The sequence below is a fragment of the Streptomyces sp. MAR4 CNX-425 genome, from assembly GCF_048656465.1.
GTDB lineage: Bacteria > Actinomycetota > Actinomycetes > Streptomycetales > Streptomycetaceae > Streptomyces.
Genome location: NZ_JBMDLF010000004.1, coordinates 575192 through 595990 on the forward strand (window position 1 = coordinate 575192; position 20799 = coordinate 595990).

Genomic DNA, 20799 nt, shown 5'->3' on the forward strand with positions numbered 1-20799 from the left:
GACGAGACGGGCCGCCCGCGGCTATCCCCCGGCGGGCAAAAATGTTCGCCGCACCCGTCCGACGGCCTCGGCCGCGGGCACGGCAGGTGATCCGGAGGAGCGGCCCTAGGCCCCGAAGTCGCCCGACTTGACGCAGTCGACGAACGATTCCCAGGCGTCGGCGGTGAAGATCAGGGCGGGGCCGTGCGGGTCCTTGCTGTCGCGTACCGGGACCAGAGTGGCGTGGAACCCGTCCGCCACCTCAAGGCAGGCGGTCGCCGGGGAGTCGCTGTAGCTGGTCTTGCGCCACCGGGCATCACTCAGGTCAAACCGGTCGTTCCATGCGGTCATGCCCCTCAGTCTTTCGTCCGGGGCCGGAACGGGGCAAGGGATCGTTCCTCGTACAAACCGGCAGGGCCGCCGGTGGTCCGCCCACCCGCCCCGCGCGCAGTCAGGCGGGACAGGCGGGGCGGGTGGGCGGAGAGTGGACGGACGCACCCGGGTCGGGCGTGCCGGCGTACGAACCGGGTGCGTCCGTCCGGCTTCATCAGCCGCGGCGCCGCGGGCGCGGCGGGCGCGGCTCAGACACCGGCGATGGACTGGATCCAGGAGCGGTACCTGGTGACGTTCGTGTACGCGGTGGTGGTCTGCCGGTCGCTGGTGGACGCGACGCCGACCTGGGTGCCGTTCAGCATCATCGGACCGCCGGAGTCACCCCCGGCCGTGATGCCGTCGCCGCGCCGGGCGCAGATGGCGTTGCCGCCGTAGGCGTCGCTGCAACCGTGGGTGACGGTGACGTTGGCGACCTTGAGGTACCGGGACTGGCAGTTGATCTCCTGCCCGCAGCGGGAGGTGGCGCCCCAGCCGTAGACCTGTACGTTCTGGCCGACCCGCACCGAGCCGGGCTGGCCCAGGGTGGCGTAGGTGGTGGAGACGGACCGGTCGAGCCGGACCAGCGCCAGGTCGGAGGAGTGGGTGTAGGTCTGCACACCGTTGGCCACGGTGCCGCCGGTGGTCTGGTCGAGGCTGCCGATGCGGAAGGACAGCCCACCGCCGCTGACGCAGTGCCGGGCGGTGAGGATCCAGGTGGGCGCGATGATCGACGCGCTGCAGGTCTGGCGCCCGTTGGAGAACAGCCGCGCGGCCCAGGGGCCGCTCTGGGCGTAGCCGCCTCCGATGATCTTCGTGGACGGCGGGCCGTCGGGCGTACGGACCTCGGCCGCCGCGCGGACGTCGGTGGCGCCGCGGGCGGACGTGTGGTCCGCGGCGACCGCCGTGCCGCCCAGGGTGAGGGCGGCCAGCAGCGCGGCGACGAGTGTGGGGAGTGATCTGGTTATTCGCAAGGTTCCTCGTTTCCGATGGCACGCGGGCCGGGTGGGCCGGCCCGCGCGTGGAGGGCCAGGGAAGTACCAGGCGTCAGGATTCCGGAAACCGGGAGTTCGCGGTAATCACAACTTCCCATAACACGCGGCGATGGCCGGGCCGCCGGGCCCGCCGGCCCGCCGGCAGGGCCCGGACCGCGGCGGCGTACGCGGTGACGCGGGGCCGCCCGGTGACAACCGGCACATCCGGCACGGCAGTTGGGCCGCCCCTGGTCCGATCAGGATGCGCCCGGGGGGATCGTGGCAGTACGCTGCCGTGATCGTGGAGCTGGGCGCGGAAGGCGGTACGGGCGTGGGTGCGGGCGGTCTTGAGCTGCCCCCGGCAGGCGGTCCCGAGGACGGGGATCGCGGGGGTGGCGGCTCGACCGAGCCGCCACCGGGCGCGCCGCCGCCGCCCGGGACGGTGTCGCTGGCCCGGCCGATGGAGATCGGCGCGGAGATCGGCTGGGGCGAGGACGACTGGGACGAGGTACGCACCCGCGCGTCGCGCGCGGGCCGGGCGTACATCTGGCTGAACGTCGTCGAGCAGCGGCTGCGCTCCGTCGTCGCCTCGGTGCTGCGCCCCGTCTACGAGCCCGTGCACGGCGAGGAGTGGGTCGTCGCCGCGGCGGGGCCCGCGGGCCAGGAGTGGGTGCAGCGGGCGGTCGCGGTGCGGGAGGTCAGCCGGCGCAAGGGCTACCTCCTCGACCCCGCCGACGACAACGTCATCAGCTTCCTGACGCTGCCGCAGCTGCGCGAGCTGATGGTGCAGCACTGGCCGTGCTTCGAGCCGTACCTGGACGACCGGCGCGACCTGGAGCTGGCGCTCGACGAGCTGGAGGTCGCCCGCAACGTCGTCTCCCGCAACCGCGCCCTCTCCGGCACCGTACTGGCGCAGGCCGAGCGCGCCGCCGCCCGGCTGCTGCGCCTCCTGGGCGCCGACGACCGGCCGCCGTCCGCGGACCGGCTGCCCGTGGACGCGGTGGAGGACCTGGTCGGCGACCGGTACGCGGACGTGGTCGGCGTCCACCCGGACCGGGTGGGGTTGCAGCGGGCGCTGCCCGCGGAGGACCTCTTCGGCGGCGCCCGGCGGCTGGACGCGATCGGCATCGGGCTCAACCTGCTGGTGCAGAACTACTCCGGCCGCCGCCTCGGCCGGCTCGCGGAGGCCGGCTGCCGGATCCGGCTGCTGTTCCTCAACCCGGCGGCCAGCACGGTGCGCCGGCGCGAGCGCGAGCTGGGCATGAAGCGGGGCGAGCTGGCGCGGGCGGTGGAGACGAACATCATCCACATGCGCCGGGTGCGCTCCCGGGTGCGGCTGCCCGGCGGCGGTCCGGCGGCGGGGGCGTTCGAGATCCGGGTCTTCGACGAGACGCCGCGGTTCACGGCGTACCTCATCAACGGCGACCGGCCGGACGGCCTCGGGGTGGTGCAGACGTACCTGCGGCGGGCGCGCGGCGCGGAGGCGCCGGCGCTGGTGCTGCGGGCCGCGCGGCGGGAGCTGGTGCACGGGGAGGGCGGCGGCGAGCCGGGGCTCTTCGAGGTGTACCGGGAGGAGTTCGAGAGCTTCTGGACGGACGCGCGGCCGGTGTCCTGAGCCCCGCCGCCCGCCCGGTTCGTACGCCCCTTCCGGGCGCCTTTTCGCCTCCCCCGCGGCCCCCCGGTAACCGGAATCTGGTGGTCCGGTATGTCAGTGGCGGGTGGGAGTGTGGAGTCACTGGCCACGGAGCAGGGAGGGCGCCCATGGGGTGGTACGGGGAGCTGCTGGTCGGCTTCGACCTGGAAACGACCGGGACGGACCCGGGGGAGGCGCGGATCGTCTCCGCCGCCGTCGTGGAGGCCGTCCGCGGCGTGCCGGCGCGCAGGCGGGAGTGGCTGGCCGACCCCGGTGTCCCGGTGCCGCCGGAAACGACCGCGATCCACGGCATCACCGACGAGCGGGCGACGGCCCACGGCAGGCCGGCGGCGGAGGTCGCGGACGAGGTGGCGGAGGTGCTGGCGGCCCACTGGGCGCGCGGCGTCCCCGTCGTGGCGTACAACGCCGCGTTCGACCTGACGCTGCTGACCGCGGAGTTGCGCCGCCACGGGCTCGCGCCGATGCGCGAGCGGCTGGGCGGAAGGGAGGAGGGACCGGTGATCGATCCGTACGCGATGGACAGGACGGTGGACCCGTTCCGGGAGGGCAAGAGGACGCTGGAGGCGGTCTGCGCGGAGTACGGGGTGGTGCTCGGCCGCGCGCACGACGCCGCGGAGGACGCGCTCGCGGCCGTCCGGCTGGCGGTGGCGATAGCCGAGCGGTACGGGGACGTGGCGACGGCCGACGCCTGGGACCTGCACCGCGGCCAGGCGGGCTGGCACGCGGAACGGGCGGAGGGCCACCGAACGGCTGCGCGGCGTTCCGCCCTTCGGGGCGGGGACGGGGGGCATCCCGGCGGTGGCGCCCCGGAGGGGTTCAGGGCGTGGCTGCTCTCGCCCTGCCCGGCAACGGAGCTGGCGGACCTGCCGCCGGACGGGCGGGACGTGCAGCCCGTGGAGACCGCGCCGGACCTCCCCTCCCGGGGCGGCAGCGGCCGGTGAAGCGGGCACACGCGGCGGCACCGTGAAGCGGCGCCGCCGGTGGCTCCGGCCCCGCCCCCGCCGCCCCGGCGGCGGGGCGGGGCCGGAGCGCGCTTCGGCGCGGGTGCTCAGCGCAGCGTCTTGTGGAGCGTCAGCCACTGCGCCGGGGCGGCGAAGGCCACGACCGTGTCCTTCGCCAGCCCCGCCGCGCGGAAGGCCGTCGCCAGCCGCGCCGGCGGATGGCCCGCGCGGCGCAGCGAGGCGTAGAGCGTGCCGCCCGCCCCGCCGAAGCCCGCCTCGACCATGCGGCCGTACGCCGCCTCCTCACCCCGCGGCAGCAGCGGGCGCCGGCGGCGCTCGATCCGCAGCACCGCCGAGTCCACCCGCGGCACCGGCCGGAAGCACTCCCGGGGCACCCGCCCGCACAGCCGCCACTCGTGCCACGGCCACGTCCGCACGGTCAGCAGGCTCCAGCGGCCGAAGTCCCCGGTCCGCTTCCGGGCGTATTCGAGCTGGGTGATGAACGTCGCCGCGTCCAGCCGCGGCGCGCGCAGGCACCAGTCCACGATGGCGGAGGTGCGCGCGTACGGCACGTTGCCCACCACCGAGAAGGGCTCCCGCGGCGGCCGGGCGGCGAGGAAGTCCTGCGCCACGACCCGGACATGGGGGTGGGCGGCGAGACGGGCGCGCAGCTCGCCGATCAGCCGGCGGTCGATCTCGTAGGCGATCAGCTCCCGGCAGTACGGGGCCAGCGCCTCGGTCAGCGCCCCGGTGCCGGCGCCGACCTCGACGACGAGGCCGCCGTCCCGCTCCGGCGCCGCGACGCGCACCACGCGCTCGGCGACGGTCCGGCTGGCCAGGAAGTTCTGCGAGAGGGAGCGGGAGTACGCGCCCCGCCGGGAGCGGGCGCCGGCGCCGCGGAGGGCCTCACCCCGGCCCTGCTCCGGGGAGCCGCGGCGGCGGTTCGTGCGGGCGTCGCCGCCCGTGTGCGTGCGGGCGTCGCCGGCGCGACGGTTCGTATCGGAATCCGCGCGTGCGTGCGCGCGTCGGTGGGAGCGGGCCACAGCCTGCCGTCCTTCCGGGAAGAAGTGCGTTCCTGGACTGGCGGATGGCCCTGGCCGGGCAGCGCGACGCCGGCCCTCAGCGAGGGCGCGGAGACGTGACGGGAAAGCCCGGCGCGCGCGCTCAGGGCGCGCGGATCGCGGGGGCTGCGACGGGGTCGCTCAGCGGAAGTGCCGTCCCGGGCTGCCGGTCAGGGCGCCGGGGCCACGCGGGGACGGTGGGGCAGGAGCAAGAAGGCCGCGTTCCGCAGGCTCGCGTGGCCACCGGTGCACAGACGGGTGTACCCGCCGATGCCCGCGCACGCGCAGCAGCCTGCCACGACGTCTCCTTGTCTCGGATCATGCCTCGAATGCAGTTCCGCCGCCCACCTTAACCGGCCGCCCGCCCTCCGCGCACCCCCGCCCTCCGCGCACCCCGGCCCTCCCGCCCCCCGCCCCGCACGCTCGGTGCCGGGGCTGCTACGCTCCCGCTGGGCCGTACCCGGGAGCGAGATGACCACCGCTGCCTTTCCCACCCCCCTGCACCGCACGGTGCTGGAGGTGGTGCTGACCGAACTGCGCGCGGACCCCGACGTCCGCGGCATCCTGCTGGCCGGATCCCTCGCCCGCGGCACCGGCCGCCCCGACTCCGACCTCGACGTGCTCGTCGTCACCGCCCTCGAACCCGTGCGGCCCGCGCCGTGGCGGTCCCGGCGCCGCCCGCTGCCCGTCGACCTGATACCCCGCACCGCCGAGCAGTGGCGCTCGCGCTTCGCCCCGGACCGGGTCGGCGACGAGTCCTGGGGGTACGCCTTCCTCGACGGCGTCGCCCTGCACGACCCCGACGGCGCCGTCGCCCGCCTCATGGCCGACGCCGCGGCCATCCACGCCGGCTACCGCACCCCCGCACCCGTCAAGGCGCACTACGCCACGCTCTGGGCGCACGCCGTACCCAAGATGCGGGCCGTGCGCCGGCGCGGCGACCCCGTCGAGACGGGGTGGGCGGTGGCCGTCCTGACCAACGAGCTGATCCGCACCCTCTGGGCGGCCAACGACCTGCCCAACCCCTCCCTCGACCTCGGCGCCTGCCAGCGCCACCTGGACGACCTCACCGTCCCCGCGGGCGCCACCGAGCTGCTGCGCGCCGTGCTGCGGGCCGCCCCGCGGGACGCGCTGCGGCTGCAATTGGAGCTGGTGGAGGACGTCCTGCCGCTGCTCGCCGCGCCCGGGGCCGCGCGGCCGCCGGCGGGCGCGGAGGGCGGAGCATACCGGTAGCGGGCCCGCCGGAGCGGGACGTACGCGCTCCGGTTTCGCCGCGCCCGGGCGGCACGGCAAGCTCCCCTCCATGGCATACGCATCCCCCTGGCGCGTGCCCGCCTTCCGACGGCTGTACGCCGCCACCGCAGCCGACCAGACCGGCATCCAGATCGGCCATCTGGCCCTACCGCTGGTGGCGCTCGGCCTCGGCGCGAGCCCCGGTCAGATCGGCCTGCTGGCCGCGCTCGGCACCTCGGCGTACCTGCTGATCGGGCTGCCCTCCGGCGTGTGGGTGGACCGGCTCGGCTGTGTCCCGGTGCTGGTGGCCGCCGCCCTGGTGCGGGTCGTGCTGCTCACCGCCGTGCCGCTGGCCTGGTGGTTCGGCACGCTCACGCTCCCGTCCCTGTACGCGGCCGTGCTGCTGGTCGGCTGCGCGACCGTCTTCTTCGACGTCGCCTCGCACAGCTGCCTGCCCGCGGTGGTGGGGCGGGAGGCGCTGGTGCGGGCGAACGCCGGGATCGTGAGCCTGTACGCCGTCGCCAGCGTCGCCGGGCGCGGGGTGGGCGGGCTGCTGGTGGAGGTGCTGACGGCGCCGGTCGCGGTCGCGGCGCAGGGGGTGAGCCACCTGGCCGCGGCGGTGTCCCTCACCGGCATCCGGGGCGGCACCGACCGCCGGACGCGGCCCGCGCCGGCCGCGTCCCGCCGGCTGGCCGCCGAGATGCGCGACGGGCTGCGGCACGTGCTGCGCAGCCGCGAACTGCGCTCGCTCGCGCTCGGCGCCGCCTGCGCCAACCTCGGGGCGCAGACCGTCAACACCATGGTCCCGGTGCTCTTCGTGCGGCAACTCGGGCTGCCCGCCTGGCTGCTGGGCGTCTACTGGGTGTTCTGCGGCACCGCCACCTTCGTCGGCGCCCGGCTGGCCCGGCCGCTCGCCGCCCGCCGGGGGTGCGGGTGGACGCTCGCCACGGCGGGGCTGTGCGTGGCGCCGGCGGCGCTGCTCGTACCGCTGCTGAGCCGGCCGCCGCTGCTGTGCGCGGCGGGGGTGGCGGGGATGGCGCTGGTGTCGGTGAAGATCGGCGTCGACAACGTGCTGGGGCTGAGCCTGCGGCAGGGGCTGACGCCGGACGCGCTGCTGGGCCGGATGAACGCCACCTTCCGGTTCCTGCTGATGGGGTCGGTGGCGCTGGGGTCGGCGCTGTCCGGCGTGATCGGCGAGTTCGCGAGCGTGCGCGCGGCGCTGTGGACCGGGGCGGTGATCCTCGGGGTGGCCGCGCTGCCGCTGTTCTTCTCGCCGGTACGCGCCCGCCGCCACCTCCCCGGCGCCCCCGTCCCGGAGCCGGACCGGGTCGTCTGACGCGCCCGGTCCGTACGCCCCCGGCCCCTACGCCTCCTGCGGGACCAGCTCCTTGCCCCCGCCGCACCCCTCGCCGCCGACGACGCAGACGGCGTCCTTCCCCGCACCGCCGGCCTCGCTCCCGCCGCCGTCCTCCGCGAACTGCGTCCGGTACAGCTCCTCGTACCGCCCGCCGGCCGCCAGCAGCTCCGGGTGCGTGCCCCGCTCCACGATCCGGCCCTCCTCCACCACCAGGATCTCGTCGGCGGCCCGCACCGTGGACAGCCGGTGCGCGATGACCACCGCCGTGCGCCCGGCCAGCGCCTCGCCCAGCGCCTCCTGCACCGCCGCCTCCGAGGTGGAGTCCAGGTGCGCGGTGGCCTCGTCGAGCACCACCACGCGCGGCTCCGCCAGCAGCAGCCGGGCGATCGTCAGCCGTTGCCGCTCGCCGCCCGACAGCCGGTAGCCGCGCTCGCCGACGACGGTGTCCAGGCCCTCCGGCAGCTCCGCCATCAGCTCGTCGAGGCGTGCCTTGCGCAGCGCGTCCCACAGCTCCGCGTCGCTCGCGCCCGGCCGCGCCAGCAGCAGGTTCTCGCGCACCGACTCGTGGAAGAGGTGCCCGTCCTGGGTGACCATGCCGAGCGTCGCCCGCACCGAGGCGGCCGACAGGTCGCGGACGTCCACGCCGCCGAGGCGCACCGTGCCGCCCTCGGCGTCGTACAGCCGCGGGATCAGCTGCGCGATCGTCGACTTGCCCGCGCCCGAGGAGCCGACGAGGGCGACCATCCGCCCCGGCTCCGCGCGGAACGACACCCCGTGCAGCACCTGCGCGCCCTCCTTGGTGTCCAGGACGGCGACCTCCTCCAGCGAGGCCAGCGACACCTTGTCGGCGGCCGGGTAGCCGAAGTCGACGGCGTCGAACTCCACGGACACCGGGCCCGCCGGCACCTCCCGGGCGTCCGGCCGCTCGGCGACCAGCGGCTTCAGGTCCAGCACCTCGAAGACCCGCTCGAAGCTGACAAGCGCGCTCATCACCTCCACGCGCGCGCCCGCCAGCGAGGTCAGCGGCGCGTACAGCCGGGTGATCAGCAGGGCGAGCGCGACGACGGCGCCGGCGTCGAGGGTGCCGCGCAGGGCGAAGAAGCCGCCGAGGCCGTAGACGAGCGCGAGGGCGAGGGCGGAGACGAGGGTGAGGGCGGTGATGAACAGCGTCTGCACCATCGCCGTACGGATCCCGATGTCCCGTACCCGCGTGGCCCGCTCCTGGAACTCCGCCGACTCCCGCTCCGGCCGCCCGTACAGCTTGACGAGCGTGGCGCCGGCCGCCGAGAACCGCTCGGTCATCTGGGTGCTCATGGCGGCGTTGTGGCCGGCCGCCTCGCGCTGCAGCCGGGCGAGGCGGGCGCCCATGCGGCGGGCGGGCAGCACGAAGACGGGGAGCAGCACGAGCGCGAGGAGCGTGATCTGCCAGGAGAGCCGCAGCATGACGGCGAGCGTGAGCAGCAGCGTCACCAGGTTGCCGACGACGCCGGAGAGGGTGTTGCTGAACGCGCGCTGGGCGCCGAGCACGTCGTTGTTGAGCCGGCTGACCAGGGCGCCGGTGCGGGTGCGGGTGAAGAACGCGACGGGCATGCGCTGCACGTGGTCGTAGACGGCGGTGCGCAGTTGCAGGATGAGCCCCTCGCCGATACGGGCCGACAGCCAGCGCGCCAGCAGCCCGAACCCGGCCTCGGCGACGGCGATGCCGGCGATCAGAAAGGCCAGCGAGACGACCCGGCCCTCGTCCTCGTCGCCGACGATCGCGTCCACGACCTGCCCGGCGAGCAGCGGCGTGGCCACCGCCAGCGCCGCGGTGACCACGCTGAGCAGCAGGAACCATCTCAGCAGCCGCCGGTGCGGCTGGGCGAACCGCCAGATGCGCCCGAGCCCGGCCCGCGACAGCGGGCGCTTGTCGCGCTGCGCCGTCACCGTGCTGTGAAGCGACTGCCAGGCGGTGGCCTGCATGTCCATCCGGATCTCCCGTCTCGTGGAGCGCGGCCGGTGCGGCGGCCCGCAGCGCCAGGCTAGAACCTCAACCTTGGTTCAGCGCAATCGCGGCCTGTCGGACCCCGCCGGTAGAGTCGCGGTACGGCCCGGGGGAGGGGCCGCGAGCGAACTGGGGGGATGAGCATGCGAACCGGAGCGAAGGCCGTCTTATGCCTGGCGCTCGCCGGGATGGTCGCGCTGGCCGTGTTCGGCGTCACCAACATCTACCGGGCCCTCGACGGCGGGGGCGGTGACGAGGTGGAGACCGGCCCGCCCAGCGCGGCCGAGGTGCGCACGACCGCCCGCGGCTTCCTCGCCGCCTGGGCCGACCGCCGCCCGGCCGCCGCGGCCCGGCTCACGGACTACGCCGCCGAGGCGCGGCCGGTGCTCGGGGCGTACTTCACGGACGCGAAGGTGCAGAGGGTCGCGCTGGAGCCGGGGGCGGCGCGGGGCGCCACCGTGCCGTTCTCGGTGACGGCGCGGATCGAGGCCGGCGGGCACGCGAAGACGTGGACGTACGACTCGGCCCTCACCGTCGTACGCGGCCGGACCACCGGCCTGCCGCTGGTCGACTGGGACCCCTCCGTCGTGCACCCCGCGCTCGCCGGCGACCGGCGGCTGGTGACCCGGGAGGGCGAGACCCCGCAGGTGGTCGCCGTCGACGCGGACGGCAGGACGCTGAGCGAGGAGAAGTACCCCTCGCTGGGCCCGGTGTTCGCCCAGCTGCGCGAGCGGTACGCGGCCGGGCTGGGCGGCGAGCCCGGCATCGAGGTCATGGCCGAGCGGACCGACGGATCGCAGGAGGCCAGGTCGCTGCTGAGCGTCTCGAAGGGCAGGCCGGCGAAGCTGCCGACGACGCTGGACGCGGGGGTGCAGCGGGCGGCCGAGCAGGCGGTACGGGACCGCGGCCGGGCCTCCGTCGTGGCCGTCAGGCCCGCCACCGGCGAGATACTCGCGATCGCCAACGCGGAGCGGGGCGGCGAGTTCAACCCGGCGCTCCAGGGCGCGACGGCACCCGGCTCCACGTTCAAGATCATCACGGCGGCAGCACTGCTCGCCGGCGGCGTCACCCCCGGGACGCCGGTGGGCTGCCCCCGTACCTACGCGCACGACCAGGGCATGACCTTTCACAACGTGGAGGGCGGGGCGATCGAGGACGCCACGTTCGCGCAGGACTTCGCGCAGTCCTGCAACACGGCGTTCGTCTCGCTGAGCGACGAGCTGTCCGACGACGAGCTGGCCGTCACCGCCCGCCGCTGGTTCGGGCTCGGCGAGAACGACTGGCGGACGGGCGTCTCCACCTTCGACGGCGGCGTGCCCGTCGTCGGCGCGGGCGACGCGAAGTCCGCGGCGATCATCGGCCAGGGGGAGGTGCAGATGAACCCGCTGACCATGGCGTCCGTCGCCGCCACCGTCGCCACCGGCGAGTTCCGCCAGCCGGTGCTGCTGCCGCGCGCGTTCGACGACCGGGACCTCGCCGCCGCCGAGCCGCTGCCCGCGCCGGTCGCGGCGGACCTGCGGCGGCTGATGGAGCTCACCGCGACCGACGGCACGGCCGCGGGCCTCGGGCTCGGGCCCGGCGCGGGGGCCAAGACCGGGTCGGCGGAGGTCGACGGCCAGGAGCGGCCGGACAGCTGGTTCACGGCGTACCGCGGCGACGTGGCCGCGGCGGCGGTGGTGCCCGCGGGGGGCCACGGCGCGCAGGCGGCGGGGCCGGTGGTCAAGGCGGTGCTGGCGGCCGGCTGAGGCGGCGGCCCGGCCGGGGGTCAGCGGGCCGTCAGCAGGTAGCGGGTGTGGCCGAAGCCGAGCTGGTCGCCCGGGCGGACCGGGGCCTCGCCCGTCAGCCGGCGGCCGTTGATGAACGTGCCGTTGGTCGACCCGAGGTCCCGCAGCAGCCACACCCCGCTCGCGCAGCGCAGCTCCGCGTGCATCCGCGAGACCGTCTCCTCCATCAGCCGCAGCCCGTTGCGCGGATCCCGCCCTATGCGCAGCGGGAACGAGCCCGGCGCCGGCAGCATCAGCGGCGGCAGCCGCTCCGCCTGCCACGCCTGCTTCACCCGCACCCCGAGCGACGACGCCCGCGCGACCGTGCCGAGGATCGCGCGGGTCAACCGCCCCTCGCGCGGCGGCAGATCGGCGGTCAGCGCCGCCAGCTGCTCGTGCGAGTGGGCGGCGAAGGCCAGCTCCATCCGGGCCAGGAACGTGTCCTGCGACAGCCGGCCCTCCGCCGCGCCCTCGCGGAGCAACTCGATGGCCCTGTCGCGTTCTTCGTCGGAGACGCGCGGGGTCCCCGCCGGGTACACGGGGTACGCGGAGTACGTGGGGTGGTCGGAGCCGGACACCCTCGAATTGTCGGGCGGTGCGACAGCGGGTGTCCAGTGCGCTTCCGTTCCCGTACGGACCCGTGACAAATGATCGACACGCCGCCGCACCGGCTAGGGTCGCCCCATGGGCACCTCCGGCCGCACCTCCGCTCGCACCCCCCGCCGCGCCGCCCGGCTCGCGCTCCTCGACCCCGCCGGCGCGGTCTTCATGTTCCGCTACGACGACGTGGAGGCCGGCATCCACTGGGCCACGCCCGGCGGCGGCCTGGACCCCGGCGAGAGCCCCCGCGCGGCCGCGGTGCGCGAGCTGCGCGAGGAGACCGGCTGGACGGACGTCGAGGCCGGCGAGCTGCTGTGCACCTGGGAGCACGACTTCACCCGGCTCGGCGTCCCGGTGCGCCAGCACGAGCACATCTACCTGGCCGCCGGGCCGCGCCGCGAGCCCACCGCCGAGGCGGTCGCCCGGCATCCGGAGGACCGGATCCTCGGCTGGCGCTGGTGGCCCCCGGCGGAGGCGGCCGACCCGGACGAGCCGCTGTGGCCCCCGCCGCTGGCCCGCCTTCTCGCCGCCCCGCGCGGCGGGCCCGTGGACCTCGGCTACCTGCCGGTCGCCCCCGCGCACCGCGCGTAGCGCCGGACCCGCCCTACCGGGCGTCCACGGCCAGCCGGATCCCCAGCGCCACCAGCACCGTGCCCGACACCTGCTCCAGCCGCCTGCGCACCCCGGCCCGGGACAGCAGCCCCTTCAGCCGCCCCACGAACCACACGTACACGGCGTACCACCCGACCTCGTAGACCGCCCAGAGCGCGGCGAACGCCACCGTCGTCATCGGCTGCGGCGCCCCCGCCGGAACGAACTGGGGCAGAAACGACATCGCGAAGATCCCGACCTTCGGGTTCGCCAGGTTCAGCAGCAGCCCCGCCCGGTACGCGCGCCCCGGCGTGGCCTGGGCCGCCTCCTGCGCCGCGAACTCCGCCGCCGTCCCCCGCCGCGCCGCCCGCAGCGCCTGCGCCCCGAACCACACGAGCACCGCCGCGCCGGTCCAGCGCATCACGTCGTACGCGAGCTGCGAGGCCGCCAGCAGCGCCGTGAGCCCGAACGCGGCGACCGCGCCCCACAGGAAGACGCCCGTCTCGTTGCCGAGGACGGTCATCATCCCGGCGCGGCGGCCGCGCATCGAGTTGCGGATGATCAGCACCGTGCTGGGGCCGGGCGTCGCGGCGATCAGCGTGCACGCCCCGAGGAAGGCGAGGAGGGTCGTGAGCATGCGCGCCATCGTGGTCCCGGCGTCGGCGCGGGCGCCATCGAATTAACCGAGACCATTCCGGCATGGACAGCGCGCCGCGCCACCCACCAGGCTGGGGCGCGTGGACTCCCCGGTAACGACCGTGATGATGCCCATCGTCCTCGCCGTCATCATGTACGGCCTCGGCCTCGGCCTCACCCTGGCCGACTTCCGGCGGGTGCGGCACCACCCGCGCGCCGTCGCCGCGGCGCTGGTCTGCCAGGTGCTGCTGCTGCCCGCCGCCTGCTTCGGGCTGGTGCTGGCCTTCGACCTGGCGCCCGCGTACGCGGTGGGGATGATGCTGCTGGCCGCCTCGCCCGGCGGCGCCATCGCCAACTACTACAGCCGGCTCTTCGGCGGCGACGTCGCCCTCAACATCACGCTCACCGCCGTCAACTCCGGGCTGTCGCTGTTCTCCCTGCCGCTGATCGTCAACTTCTCCCTGGAGTACTTCGACGTCGGCCGCGACTCCCTCGGCCTGAACTACGACAAGATCCTCCAGGTCTTCGCGATCGTGCTGATCCCGGTCGGCCTCGGCATGCTGACCCGGGCCCGCGCCCCGCGCGTCCGGGAGCGCATCGACCGGCCGGTCCGGGTGGCGTCGCTGTTCGGCCTCTTCCTGGTGATCGTCGGCGTGGCCGTCGCCGAGCGGGACCGGATCACCGACTCGTTCGTCGACCTCGGGCCGATCACGTTCCTGTTCACCCTGCTCTCGCTGGCCGTCGGCTACGGCGCCACCCGGCTGGTGCGCGCCGCGCACCCGCAGGCCGTCGCGTGCTGCTTCGAGATCGGGATGCACAACGTGGGCCTCGCCATGACCATCGCGATCAGCCCCACGCTGCTGGACAGCACCGAGATGGCCATGCCCGGCGCGGTGTACGCCGTCCTCAGCTACGTCGCCGCCACCTCCGCCGGCTACGCGCTGCGCGCGGTCAGCCCGGAGCGCGCCGCACGTCGTCCGGTCCCAGCCCGCCCGTCGAGCGGTGACCCGACAGTCCCAGGGTGAGGTCGAGGTCGGCGAGCAGGCTGCGCAGCACGTGCGCGACGCCCTCCTCGCCGCCGTGGGCGAGCCCGTAGGCGTACGGCCTGCCGTACAGCACCGCACGCGCGCCCAGCGCGAGGGCCTTGAGCACGTCGGCCCCGGTGCGTACGCCCGAGTCGAAGAGCACTTCGAGCCGGTCGCCGACCGCCGCCGCGACCTCCGGCAGCACGTCGAGGGCGGCGACGGCGCCGTCGACCTGCCGGCCGCCGTGGTTGGAGACGACGATGCCGTCCATGCCCGCGGCGGCGGCCCGGCGGGCGTCGTCGACGTGCTGGATGCCCTTGAGCAGGATCGGCCCGTCCCAGTGCTTCCGCAGGAACGGCAGCCGGTCCCACGTCCGGTCCGTGCCGGTGAACATCGGCACCCAGCGCAGCACCGCCGCCCCCAGGTCCTCCTCCGGCGGCCGCGCGAGACCGGCGCGGAACGCCGGGTCGGAGAAGGGGACGGCGGTGCCGACGCCGCGGATGAACGGCAGGTACGCGGCGTCGAGGTCGTGCGGGCGCCAGGCCAGCGTCCAGGTGTCGAGGGTGACGACGAGGGCGGTGAAGCCCGCGGCGCGGGCGCGCGCCAGGATGCTGGCGCACACCTCGTCGTCGTTCGGCCAGTACAGCTGGTACCAGCGCGGGCCCGCGCCGCCCGCCCGGGCGACCTCCTCGATCGAGTACGAGGAGGCCGTGGACATCACCATCGGCACGTCGAGGGCGGCGGCGGCGCGGGCCGTGGCCAGCTCCCCGTCGGGGTGCAGGATCGACTGCGCCCCGACGGGCGCCAGCAGCACGGGCGCGGGGAGGGCGGAGCCCAGCACCGTGGTGGCCAGGCTCCGCTCGGTGGCGCCGCTCAGCATGCGCGGGACGAGGCGGACCCGGTCGAACGCCTCCCGGTTGGCCCGGGCGGTGGCGCCCGAGCCGGCCGCGCCCGCGACGTACCAGAACGGACCGTCCGCCAGCCGCTCGCGCGCGGACTGCTCCAGCGCGGTGAGGTCGGTGGTGAACGGCGGCACCTTGTCGGCCAGGCCGTTCAGGTAGATCTCGCTCTGGTAGTTGCCGAACGGCAGGGTCATCGGCGGCTCCCTTCGATCAGGGGAGAGTCTGCGGGAACCGGCGGCCAAGCGCTACCCGTCGGTACCGGCTGCGGCTCGTGCGGCTCGTCGTGCTCCAGGTCGGGCAGCCAGCGCAGTGCCTTCGGGAAGTGCCAGTTGCGCTCGCCGAGCAGCGACATCACCGCGGGCAGCAGCACGCCGCGGATGATCGTCGCGTCGATCAGCACCGCCGTGGCCAGGCCCACGCCCATCTGCTTCATGGACTGCATCGACAGCGTGCCGAAGATCGAGAACACCGCGACCATGATGACGGCCGCGCTGGTCACCACGCCCGCGGTGGTGATCACCCCGTGCGAGATGGCGTCCGCGGTGTTCCGCCCCTGCGCCCGCGCCTCCTTGATCCGGGAGACCACGAACACGTGGTAGTCCATGCTCAGCCCGAAGAGGATGACGAAGAGGAACAGCGGCAGCCAGGCGACGATCGCCCCGACGCCCTCGGCGCCCACCAGGCCGGCGCCCCAGCCGTGCTGGAAGACCATGGTCAGCACGCCGTACGCCGCGCCCACCGACAGCAGGTTGAGCAGGATCGAGGTGACCGCGATCGTCAGCGACCGGAAGGCCATCAGCATCAGCAGGAAGGCGAAGGCCACCACGAAGAGGAAGACCGGCACCACCGCGCCGACGAGCTGGTCGTTGAAGTCCTTGCTGCCGGCCACCTGGCCGCCGACCGGCGCCTCGACGCCGTCCACCGCCTCCAGCGTCGCGGGCCGGATCTCGTCCCGCAGCAGCGCGAGGCTCTTCTCCGCCTCGTCCTGGTCGGAGCCGCCGACGAGCGGCACGTCGATGATGGCCACGTTCGCGTCGTCGTGGACCTGGATGTCGATCGGGCCCTTCGACGCGCCCGTGCCGAGCGCCTGCTCCTCGAAGTCGGCGATGGCCTTGCGGACCTCGGGCGCGCTGATGTCGTCGGCCCTGACCACCACCTCGGCGGGGTCGGAGCCGCCGGGGAACGCCTCGTTGATCCGGTCGTAGGTCTGCACGATCGGCAGCGAGTCGCCGAACTCCTGGTCCAGCGTGAGGTTCGCGGTGTTCATCCCGACGGCCGGCAGCGCGATCGCCGCCAGCGCGCCCGTCGCCACGATCACCGCGGCCTTCGGGCGGCGCAGCACCCGCGTCAGCACGGCCCGCCACACCCGGCTCTCGCCGCCGGCGTTGGTACGGCCCCGCTTCAGCCGGGCCAGGAACGGCACCCGGCCCTTCTCGACCCGCTCGCCGAGCAGCGACAGCATCGCCGGCAGCACGGTGACCGAGCCGACCATGGCCACCGCCACCACCATCAGCGACGCCACGCCCATCGCCTCGAAGTCCGCAAGACCGGTGAAGAGCATGCCGGACATCGCGACGATGACCGTGACGCCGGAGACCAGCACCGCCCGCCCGGAGGTGGCGGCGGCGATCTCCAGCGCGGTCCGCGCGTCCCGGCCCTTGGCCCGCTCCTCGCGCTCGCGGCGCAGGTAGAACAGGCAGTAGTCGACGCCGACGGCCAGCCCCACCAGCAGCATCACCGAGTCGGCGACGTCGCTCATCGGCTGCACGTGGCTGACCACCCCCATCAGGCCCACCGTCGCCACGATCGCGGTCAGCGCGAGGACCACCGGCAGCAGCGCGGCCACGAACGCGCCGAAGACGATCAGCAGGATGCCGAACGCGATCGGCACCGCCGAGTACTCCGCCTTCTTGAAGTCCTCGCCGAACGCGTCGTCGAAGGTCTTCTCCATGCTGGCGCCGCCGATCTCCTCGACCAGCAGCCCCGACGGCTCGTGCTTCTCCTGGACCCCGGCGACCGCGTCGGTCACCGGCTCCACCCGGTCCGCCGCGGTCTCGGGGTCGCCCTTCATCCGGAACTGCACCAGCGCGGAGCGCCCGTCCCCGGAGATCGTGTCGCTGTCGTACGGCGAGACGACGTCCGCCACCTCGCCGGTGCCCTCAACGGCCCGTACGACGTCCTCGACCGCCGTGCGGAACTCGCCGGCCGACGCCTTCAGCGCGCCGTCCGGCGACTGGACGAGCACGCTCTCCCCGACCGGCTCGTCCACCCCCGCGTCCTCAAGGATCTCCGCGGCCCGCCCGGTCTCGCCCGGGACCTCCTCGCTGTCGCTGACCTCCGCCCGGCCGGCCGCGGAGCCGGCGACGGTCGCCAGCACCACGAACAACACCCAAATCCCCACCGCGGCCCAGCGGTGGGTCACGCTCCAGCCGCCCACGGCGGCGGCGACGCCCTGCCGCCGCCCGGTGTGCCTCGGAGCCCTCGGTGCCCCCATCGTCGTTCTCCCTCGTGCGCGGCGGCGGCACACTGCCCCCACCTGCCGATACGACGCTAGGGAAGCGCGGGCCCGGTCCCCATCGTGCTGGCTGGTGAACCGGGCGGTGCTCAGCTCCACCGGAAGAAGGGGGGATAACCCCACCGCGGAGGAGTCATGTCCCTTACACGCATCACCCCGGGCCCGGCCGCCCCCGGGGCCCGAGGGGCGGCCGCGCCCGTGCGCGGCGCGCGGGCTCAGCGGGTGAGGAGCAGCCCCCGGTTGCGCAGCACCCGGCGCTCCAGCGGCCCGAAGACCAGCAGTTCGATGGCGACGCCGACGACCAGGATCAGCAGGATCGCGTTGAGCACGAGCGCCATGTCCTGATAGCCGCGGCCGGTCTCCAGCAGCTGCCCGAGGCCCACCCCGAGATCGGGGGAGGTGGCGATGATCTCCGCGGCCATCAGCGACCGCCAGGAGAACGCCCAGCCCTGCTTGAGCCCGGCGAGGTAGCCGGGCAGCGCCGCCGGCAGCAGCACGTGCCGTACGCCGTGCAGGCCGGTGGCGCCGAGGACCCGGCCGGCGCGCAGGTACAGCGGCGGGATCTGGCCGATGCCGGAGACCAGCCCGTTGGCGATCGACGGGACGGCGCCGAGCAGCACCACCGCGTAGATCATCGACGGGGTGAGGCCGAACCAGATGATCGCCGCGGGCACCCAGGCCACCGAGGGCAGGGACTGCAGCCCGGTGAGGATCGGGCCGATCGCGGCGCGCACGAACGGCACCTTGGCGACGACCAGTCCGAGCGGGGTGCCGAGGGCGATGGCGAGGAGGAAGCCGAGCGCGCCGCGGGACAGGCTCGTCCAGATCGTCCCGAAGAGCGTGCCCTCGTACCACTGGTCGGCAGCTGCGTCCCAGACCTGGGCGGGGCCCGGCAGCTGGTAGTCGGGCTTGACCTCCAGCACGTACAGCAGCTGCCAGCCGGCCAGCACGAGGGCGATCGCGACGATGGGCGGCAGCACCCGCTGGAGCAGCGCCCGGCCCAGCGGGGCGCGCGCGGCGGCGCGGGTGCCGACGGCGTCGAGGGCGTCGAGGCCGGCTTCGAGCCCGTCGAGGCCGCCGTCCTCCCGGCCTCCGGGGGCCTCGCCGGCCCGGCTCTCAGTGCTTGCCATGGCGGCGGATCTCCTCCCGCAGCTCTTCGGTGATCTCCCGCGACAGGTCGGCCACCGCGGCGTCCTCGATCCGGCGCGGCTGCGGGATCCCGACGGTCCACTCGCGGGCGATGCGCCCGGGGCGGGAGGTCAGGAGGATGACGCGCTCGGCGAGCTTGACGGCTTCGCGCACGTTGTGGGTGACGAAGAGCACCGCGACCTTCGTCTCCGCCCAGATGCGGGTCAGTTCGCCGTGCAGGACGTCGCGGGTGATGGCGTCGAGCGCGGCGAACGGCTCGTCCATCAGCAGCAGCCTGCTGTCCTGCGCGAGCGAGCGCGCCAGCGCGACGCGCTGGCGCATGCCGCCGGACAGCTCGTGCACCCGCTTGCCGTACGCGCCGGACAGCCGGACGAGCGCGAGCAGCCGCTCCGCCTCGGCGCGGCGCTCGGCCCGGGGCAGGCCGCGCATCCGCAGCGCCAGTTCGACGTTCCGGCCCGCGGTCAGCCACGGGAACAGCGCGTGCTCCTGGAACATCAGCGCCGGGCGCTGCCCGCCGCGCACCCCGACGGTCCCGGCGGACGGGGCGTCGAGGCCGGCGACCAGGTTGAGCAGGGTGGACTTGCCGCACCCGGACGCGCCGAGCAGCGTGACGAACTCGCCCGGCGCGACGTCGACGGTGATGTCGTCGAGGACCTCGATGCTCTCGCCGGGGCGGCCGAAGGACTTGGATACGTGCGTGATGCGGGCCGCGGGCCCGTCTCCGGCCGGCGCGGGGCCGGCGGGGGACTCGCCGGTGGTGAGGGTGGACATGTCGGGCACCTTCCTCAGGCGGGGCGGGCAGGGCTACTCGACGCCGAGGCCGGCGTCGTCGATCGCGGGCCGGCCTTCGGCTTCGAGGACCTTGTTGAGGAGGGACAGGTCGTAGATGCCGTCCGTCCTGACCTTGTCGAGCAGGCCGGAGGCGACGCTGTGCTCGGCCTGCTCGCGCAGGGTGGCGGCGAGCGGGTCGTCGGTCGCCTCGATCGCCTCGAAGGCCGAGGCGAGCACGTCCTCGGGCAGCTCCTTGCCGCCGTACTCCGCCAGCGCGTCGTTGATGCGCGCCTTGGCCTCGTCGGGGTGCTCGTTGATCCAGGCATTGGTCTTCACCGAGCCGCGGACCACGGCCTCGACCACGTCCGGGTGCTCTTCGAGGAACGACTGGGACACGGCGAGGTGCGTGGTGACGAACTTCCCGCCGTCCCACAGGTCCCGCTCGTCGACGAGGACCCGGCCGCCCTTGGCCACGACGGTGGAGGCGGTGGGCTCCGGCACCCACGCGCCGTCGAGGCTGCCCTGCTGGAAGGAGGTCGGGATCTCCTTGTTGTCCTGCCGGATCACGGAGACCTCGCCCTCGCCGGACCGCGGGTCGACCTCGAAGCCCTCGGCGGCGAGGTAGTTCAGCAGCGCTACGTCCTGGGTGTTGCCGAGCGAGGGGGTGGCGATCCGCTTGCCCCCGAGGTCGTCCGTGGACGTGATCTTGTCGGGGTCGACCACCAGGGAGGCGCCGCCGGAGGTGGCGCCGGAGACGATGCGCAGGTTCCGGCCGTCCGCCTGCGTGAAGCCGTTGAGTGCGGGGGAGGGGCCGAGCCAGGTCATGTCGACCGAACCGGCGTTGAGCGCCTCGACGGCCGCCGGCCCGGCGTTGAAGACCTGCGGCTTCACCCGGGTGCCCGCGAGTTCCGCGGTGAGGGGGCCGGCGTCGTCGAGGCCGGCCAGCGGCGTGGCGTGCGTGACGTTGGGAAAGAAGCCGAGCCTGATCTCGTCGAGACCCCCGATCTTCTCGCCCCGGGCGGCGGGGGCCGCGTCGTCGCCGTCGTCGTCGCTCTCGGACCCGTAGCCGCAGGCGGTCAGGGCGAGCAGGGGGAGGGCGGCGGTGGCGGCGAGCAGGCGCAGGGCCGCGCGGCGGCGGCGTGGTGCAGACACGGGAGGGTTCCTCTCGGGGTGTTCGCGGACCCGGGGTTGTCTTTCCGAGTATCCCTATTGATTTAGTAGGAATACTCCGGACGGGGCGTTCGGGTCAAGGGGGTTCTTGCGGAGTGGGACGAACCCGCCGGGATTCGGCCGGT

Annotated in this window: 18 protein-coding genes; 7 read left to right on the forward strand and 11 right to left on the reverse strand. The window is 74.8% G+C overall.

All coding sequences use genetic code 11. The annotated features are described in order from the left end of the window. Positions 1-105: 105 nt before the first annotated feature. Positions 106-330: a DUF397 domain-containing protein gene (locus ACHZ99_RS15430; protein ID WP_420305136.1), complete on the reverse strand. Its 225-nt coding sequence runs from the start codon at positions 328-330 to the stop codon at positions 106-108. Between the two features lie 230 nt (positions 331-560). After that, positions 561-1322 (reverse strand): S1 family peptidase, encoded by a 762-nt coding sequence (locus tag ACHZ99_RS15435; RefSeq protein WP_420305137.1) that lies wholly within the window; start codon positions 1320-1322, stop codon positions 561-563. Between the two features lie 331 nt (positions 1323-1653). Here ACHZ99_RS15435 and ACHZ99_RS15440 point away from each other — a divergent pair, with 331 nt between their 5' ends. Together ACHZ99_RS15440 and ACHZ99_RS15445 are read left to right on the forward strand one after the other, a co-directional pair. Continuing rightward, positions 1654-2937 carry an SAV2148 family HEPN domain-containing protein gene (locus tag ACHZ99_RS15440; RefSeq protein ID WP_420305222.1) on the forward strand — a complete coding sequence of 428 codons (1284 nt, stop codon included), beginning with the start codon at positions 1654-1656 and terminating at the stop codon, positions 2935-2937. 146 nt (positions 2938-3083) lie between these two features. Beyond that, positions 3084-3917, forward strand: a complete 834-nt coding sequence (locus ACHZ99_RS15445) for an exonuclease domain-containing protein (RefSeq protein WP_420305138.1) — start codon at positions 3084-3086, stop codon at positions 3915-3917. A gap of 107 nt (positions 3918-4024) precedes the next feature. Here ACHZ99_RS15445 and erm read toward each other — a convergent pair whose 3' ends face one another. Beyond that, a complete protein-coding gene (gene erm / locus ACHZ99_RS15450; protein WP_420305139.1) occupies positions 4025-4960 on the reverse strand; it encodes an ErmE/ErmH/ErmO/ErmR family 23S rRNA (adenine(2058)-N(6))-methyltransferase in 936 nt (311 codons plus the stop codon). 489 nt (positions 4961-5449) lie between these two features. Here erm and ACHZ99_RS15455 point away from each other — a divergent pair, with 489 nt between their 5' ends. After that, complete coding sequence (locus ACHZ99_RS15455) at positions 5450-6211, forward strand: nucleotidyltransferase domain-containing protein (RefSeq protein WP_420305140.1); 762 nt, start codon at positions 5450-5452, stop codon at positions 6209-6211. A gap of 70 nt (positions 6212-6281) precedes the next feature. Then, positions 6282-7547 (forward strand): MFS transporter, encoded by a 1266-nt coding sequence (locus ACHZ99_RS15460; RefSeq protein ID WP_420305141.1) that lies wholly within the window; start codon positions 6282-6284, stop codon positions 7545-7547. Positions 7548-7574: 27 nt separating this feature from the next. Here ACHZ99_RS15460 and ACHZ99_RS15465 read toward each other — a convergent pair whose 3' ends face one another. Beyond that, positions 7575-9536 (reverse strand): ABC transporter ATP-binding protein, encoded by a 1962-nt coding sequence (locus ACHZ99_RS15465; RefSeq protein WP_420305142.1) that lies wholly within the window; start codon positions 9534-9536, stop codon positions 7575-7577. A 159-nt stretch (positions 9537-9695) separates the two neighbouring features. Between ACHZ99_RS15465 and ACHZ99_RS15470 the strand changes: the two genes are divergently transcribed. Continuing rightward, the gene (locus tag ACHZ99_RS15470; protein WP_420305143.1) at positions 9696-11297 is read left to right on the forward strand and encodes a penicillin-binding transpeptidase domain-containing protein; all 1602 of its coding nucleotides are present in this window, start codon (positions 9696-9698) and stop codon (positions 11295-11297) included. Between the two features lie 20 nt (positions 11298-11317). Here ACHZ99_RS15470 and ACHZ99_RS15475 read toward each other — a convergent pair whose 3' ends face one another. After that, the gene (locus tag ACHZ99_RS15475; RefSeq protein ID WP_420305144.1) at positions 11318-11893 is read right to left on the reverse strand and encodes an FHA domain-containing protein; all 576 of its coding nucleotides are present in this window, start codon (positions 11891-11893) and stop codon (positions 11318-11320) included. Positions 11894-11999: 106 nt separating this feature from the next. Here ACHZ99_RS15475 and ACHZ99_RS15480 point away from each other — a divergent pair, with 106 nt between their 5' ends. Continuing rightward, entirely contained in the window at positions 12000-12506 is a 507-nt protein-coding gene (locus tag ACHZ99_RS15480) for an NUDIX hydrolase (RefSeq protein ID WP_420305145.1), read from the forward strand. Between the two features lie 13 nt (positions 12507-12519). Here ACHZ99_RS15480 and ACHZ99_RS15485 read toward each other — a convergent pair whose 3' ends face one another. Beyond that, positions 12520-13143, reverse strand: coding sequence for a LysE family translocator (locus ACHZ99_RS15485; protein WP_420305146.1), 624 nt, complete (start codon positions 13141-13143; stop codon positions 12520-12522). A 100-nt stretch (positions 13144-13243) separates the two neighbouring features. Here ACHZ99_RS15485 and ACHZ99_RS15490 point away from each other — a divergent pair, with 100 nt between their 5' ends. Continuing rightward, positions 13244-14167, forward strand: coding sequence for a bile acid:sodium symporter family protein (locus tag ACHZ99_RS15490; protein ID WP_420305147.1), 924 nt, complete (start codon positions 13244-13246; stop codon positions 14165-14167). Here the strand turns inward: ACHZ99_RS15490 and ACHZ99_RS15495 are convergent. The 5 genes from ACHZ99_RS15495 to ACHZ99_RS15515 form a co-directional block, all read right to left on the reverse strand. Then, a complete protein-coding gene (locus tag ACHZ99_RS15495; protein WP_420305148.1) occupies positions 14094-15263 on the reverse strand; it encodes an alpha-hydroxy-acid oxidizing protein in 1170 nt (389 codons plus the stop codon). The two genes, ACHZ99_RS15490 and ACHZ99_RS15495, sit on opposite strands and share 74 nt — an antisense overlap. After that, positions 15260-17563, reverse strand: coding sequence for an MMPL family transporter (locus tag ACHZ99_RS15500; protein ID WP_420305149.1), 2304 nt, complete (start codon positions 17561-17563; stop codon positions 15260-15262). The genes ACHZ99_RS15495 and ACHZ99_RS15500 overlap by 4 nt, the downstream gene beginning before the upstream one ends. Before the next feature lie 236 nt (positions 17564-17799). Beyond that, entirely contained in the window at positions 17800-18714 is a 915-nt protein-coding gene (locus ACHZ99_RS15505; protein WP_420305150.1) for an ABC transporter permease, read from the reverse strand. Next, positions 18701-19504 (reverse strand): ABC transporter ATP-binding protein, encoded by an 804-nt coding sequence (locus tag ACHZ99_RS15510; RefSeq protein WP_420305151.1) that lies wholly within the window; start codon positions 19502-19504, stop codon positions 18701-18703. Before ACHZ99_RS15510 ends, ACHZ99_RS15505 begins: the two co-directional genes overlap by 14 nt. Positions 19505-19537: 33 nt before the next feature. Next, positions 19538-20656, reverse strand: a complete 1119-nt coding sequence (locus ACHZ99_RS15515) for an ABC transporter substrate-binding protein (RefSeq protein ID WP_420305152.1) — start codon at positions 20654-20656, stop codon at positions 19538-19540. Positions 20657-20799 lie beyond the last annotated feature (143 nt).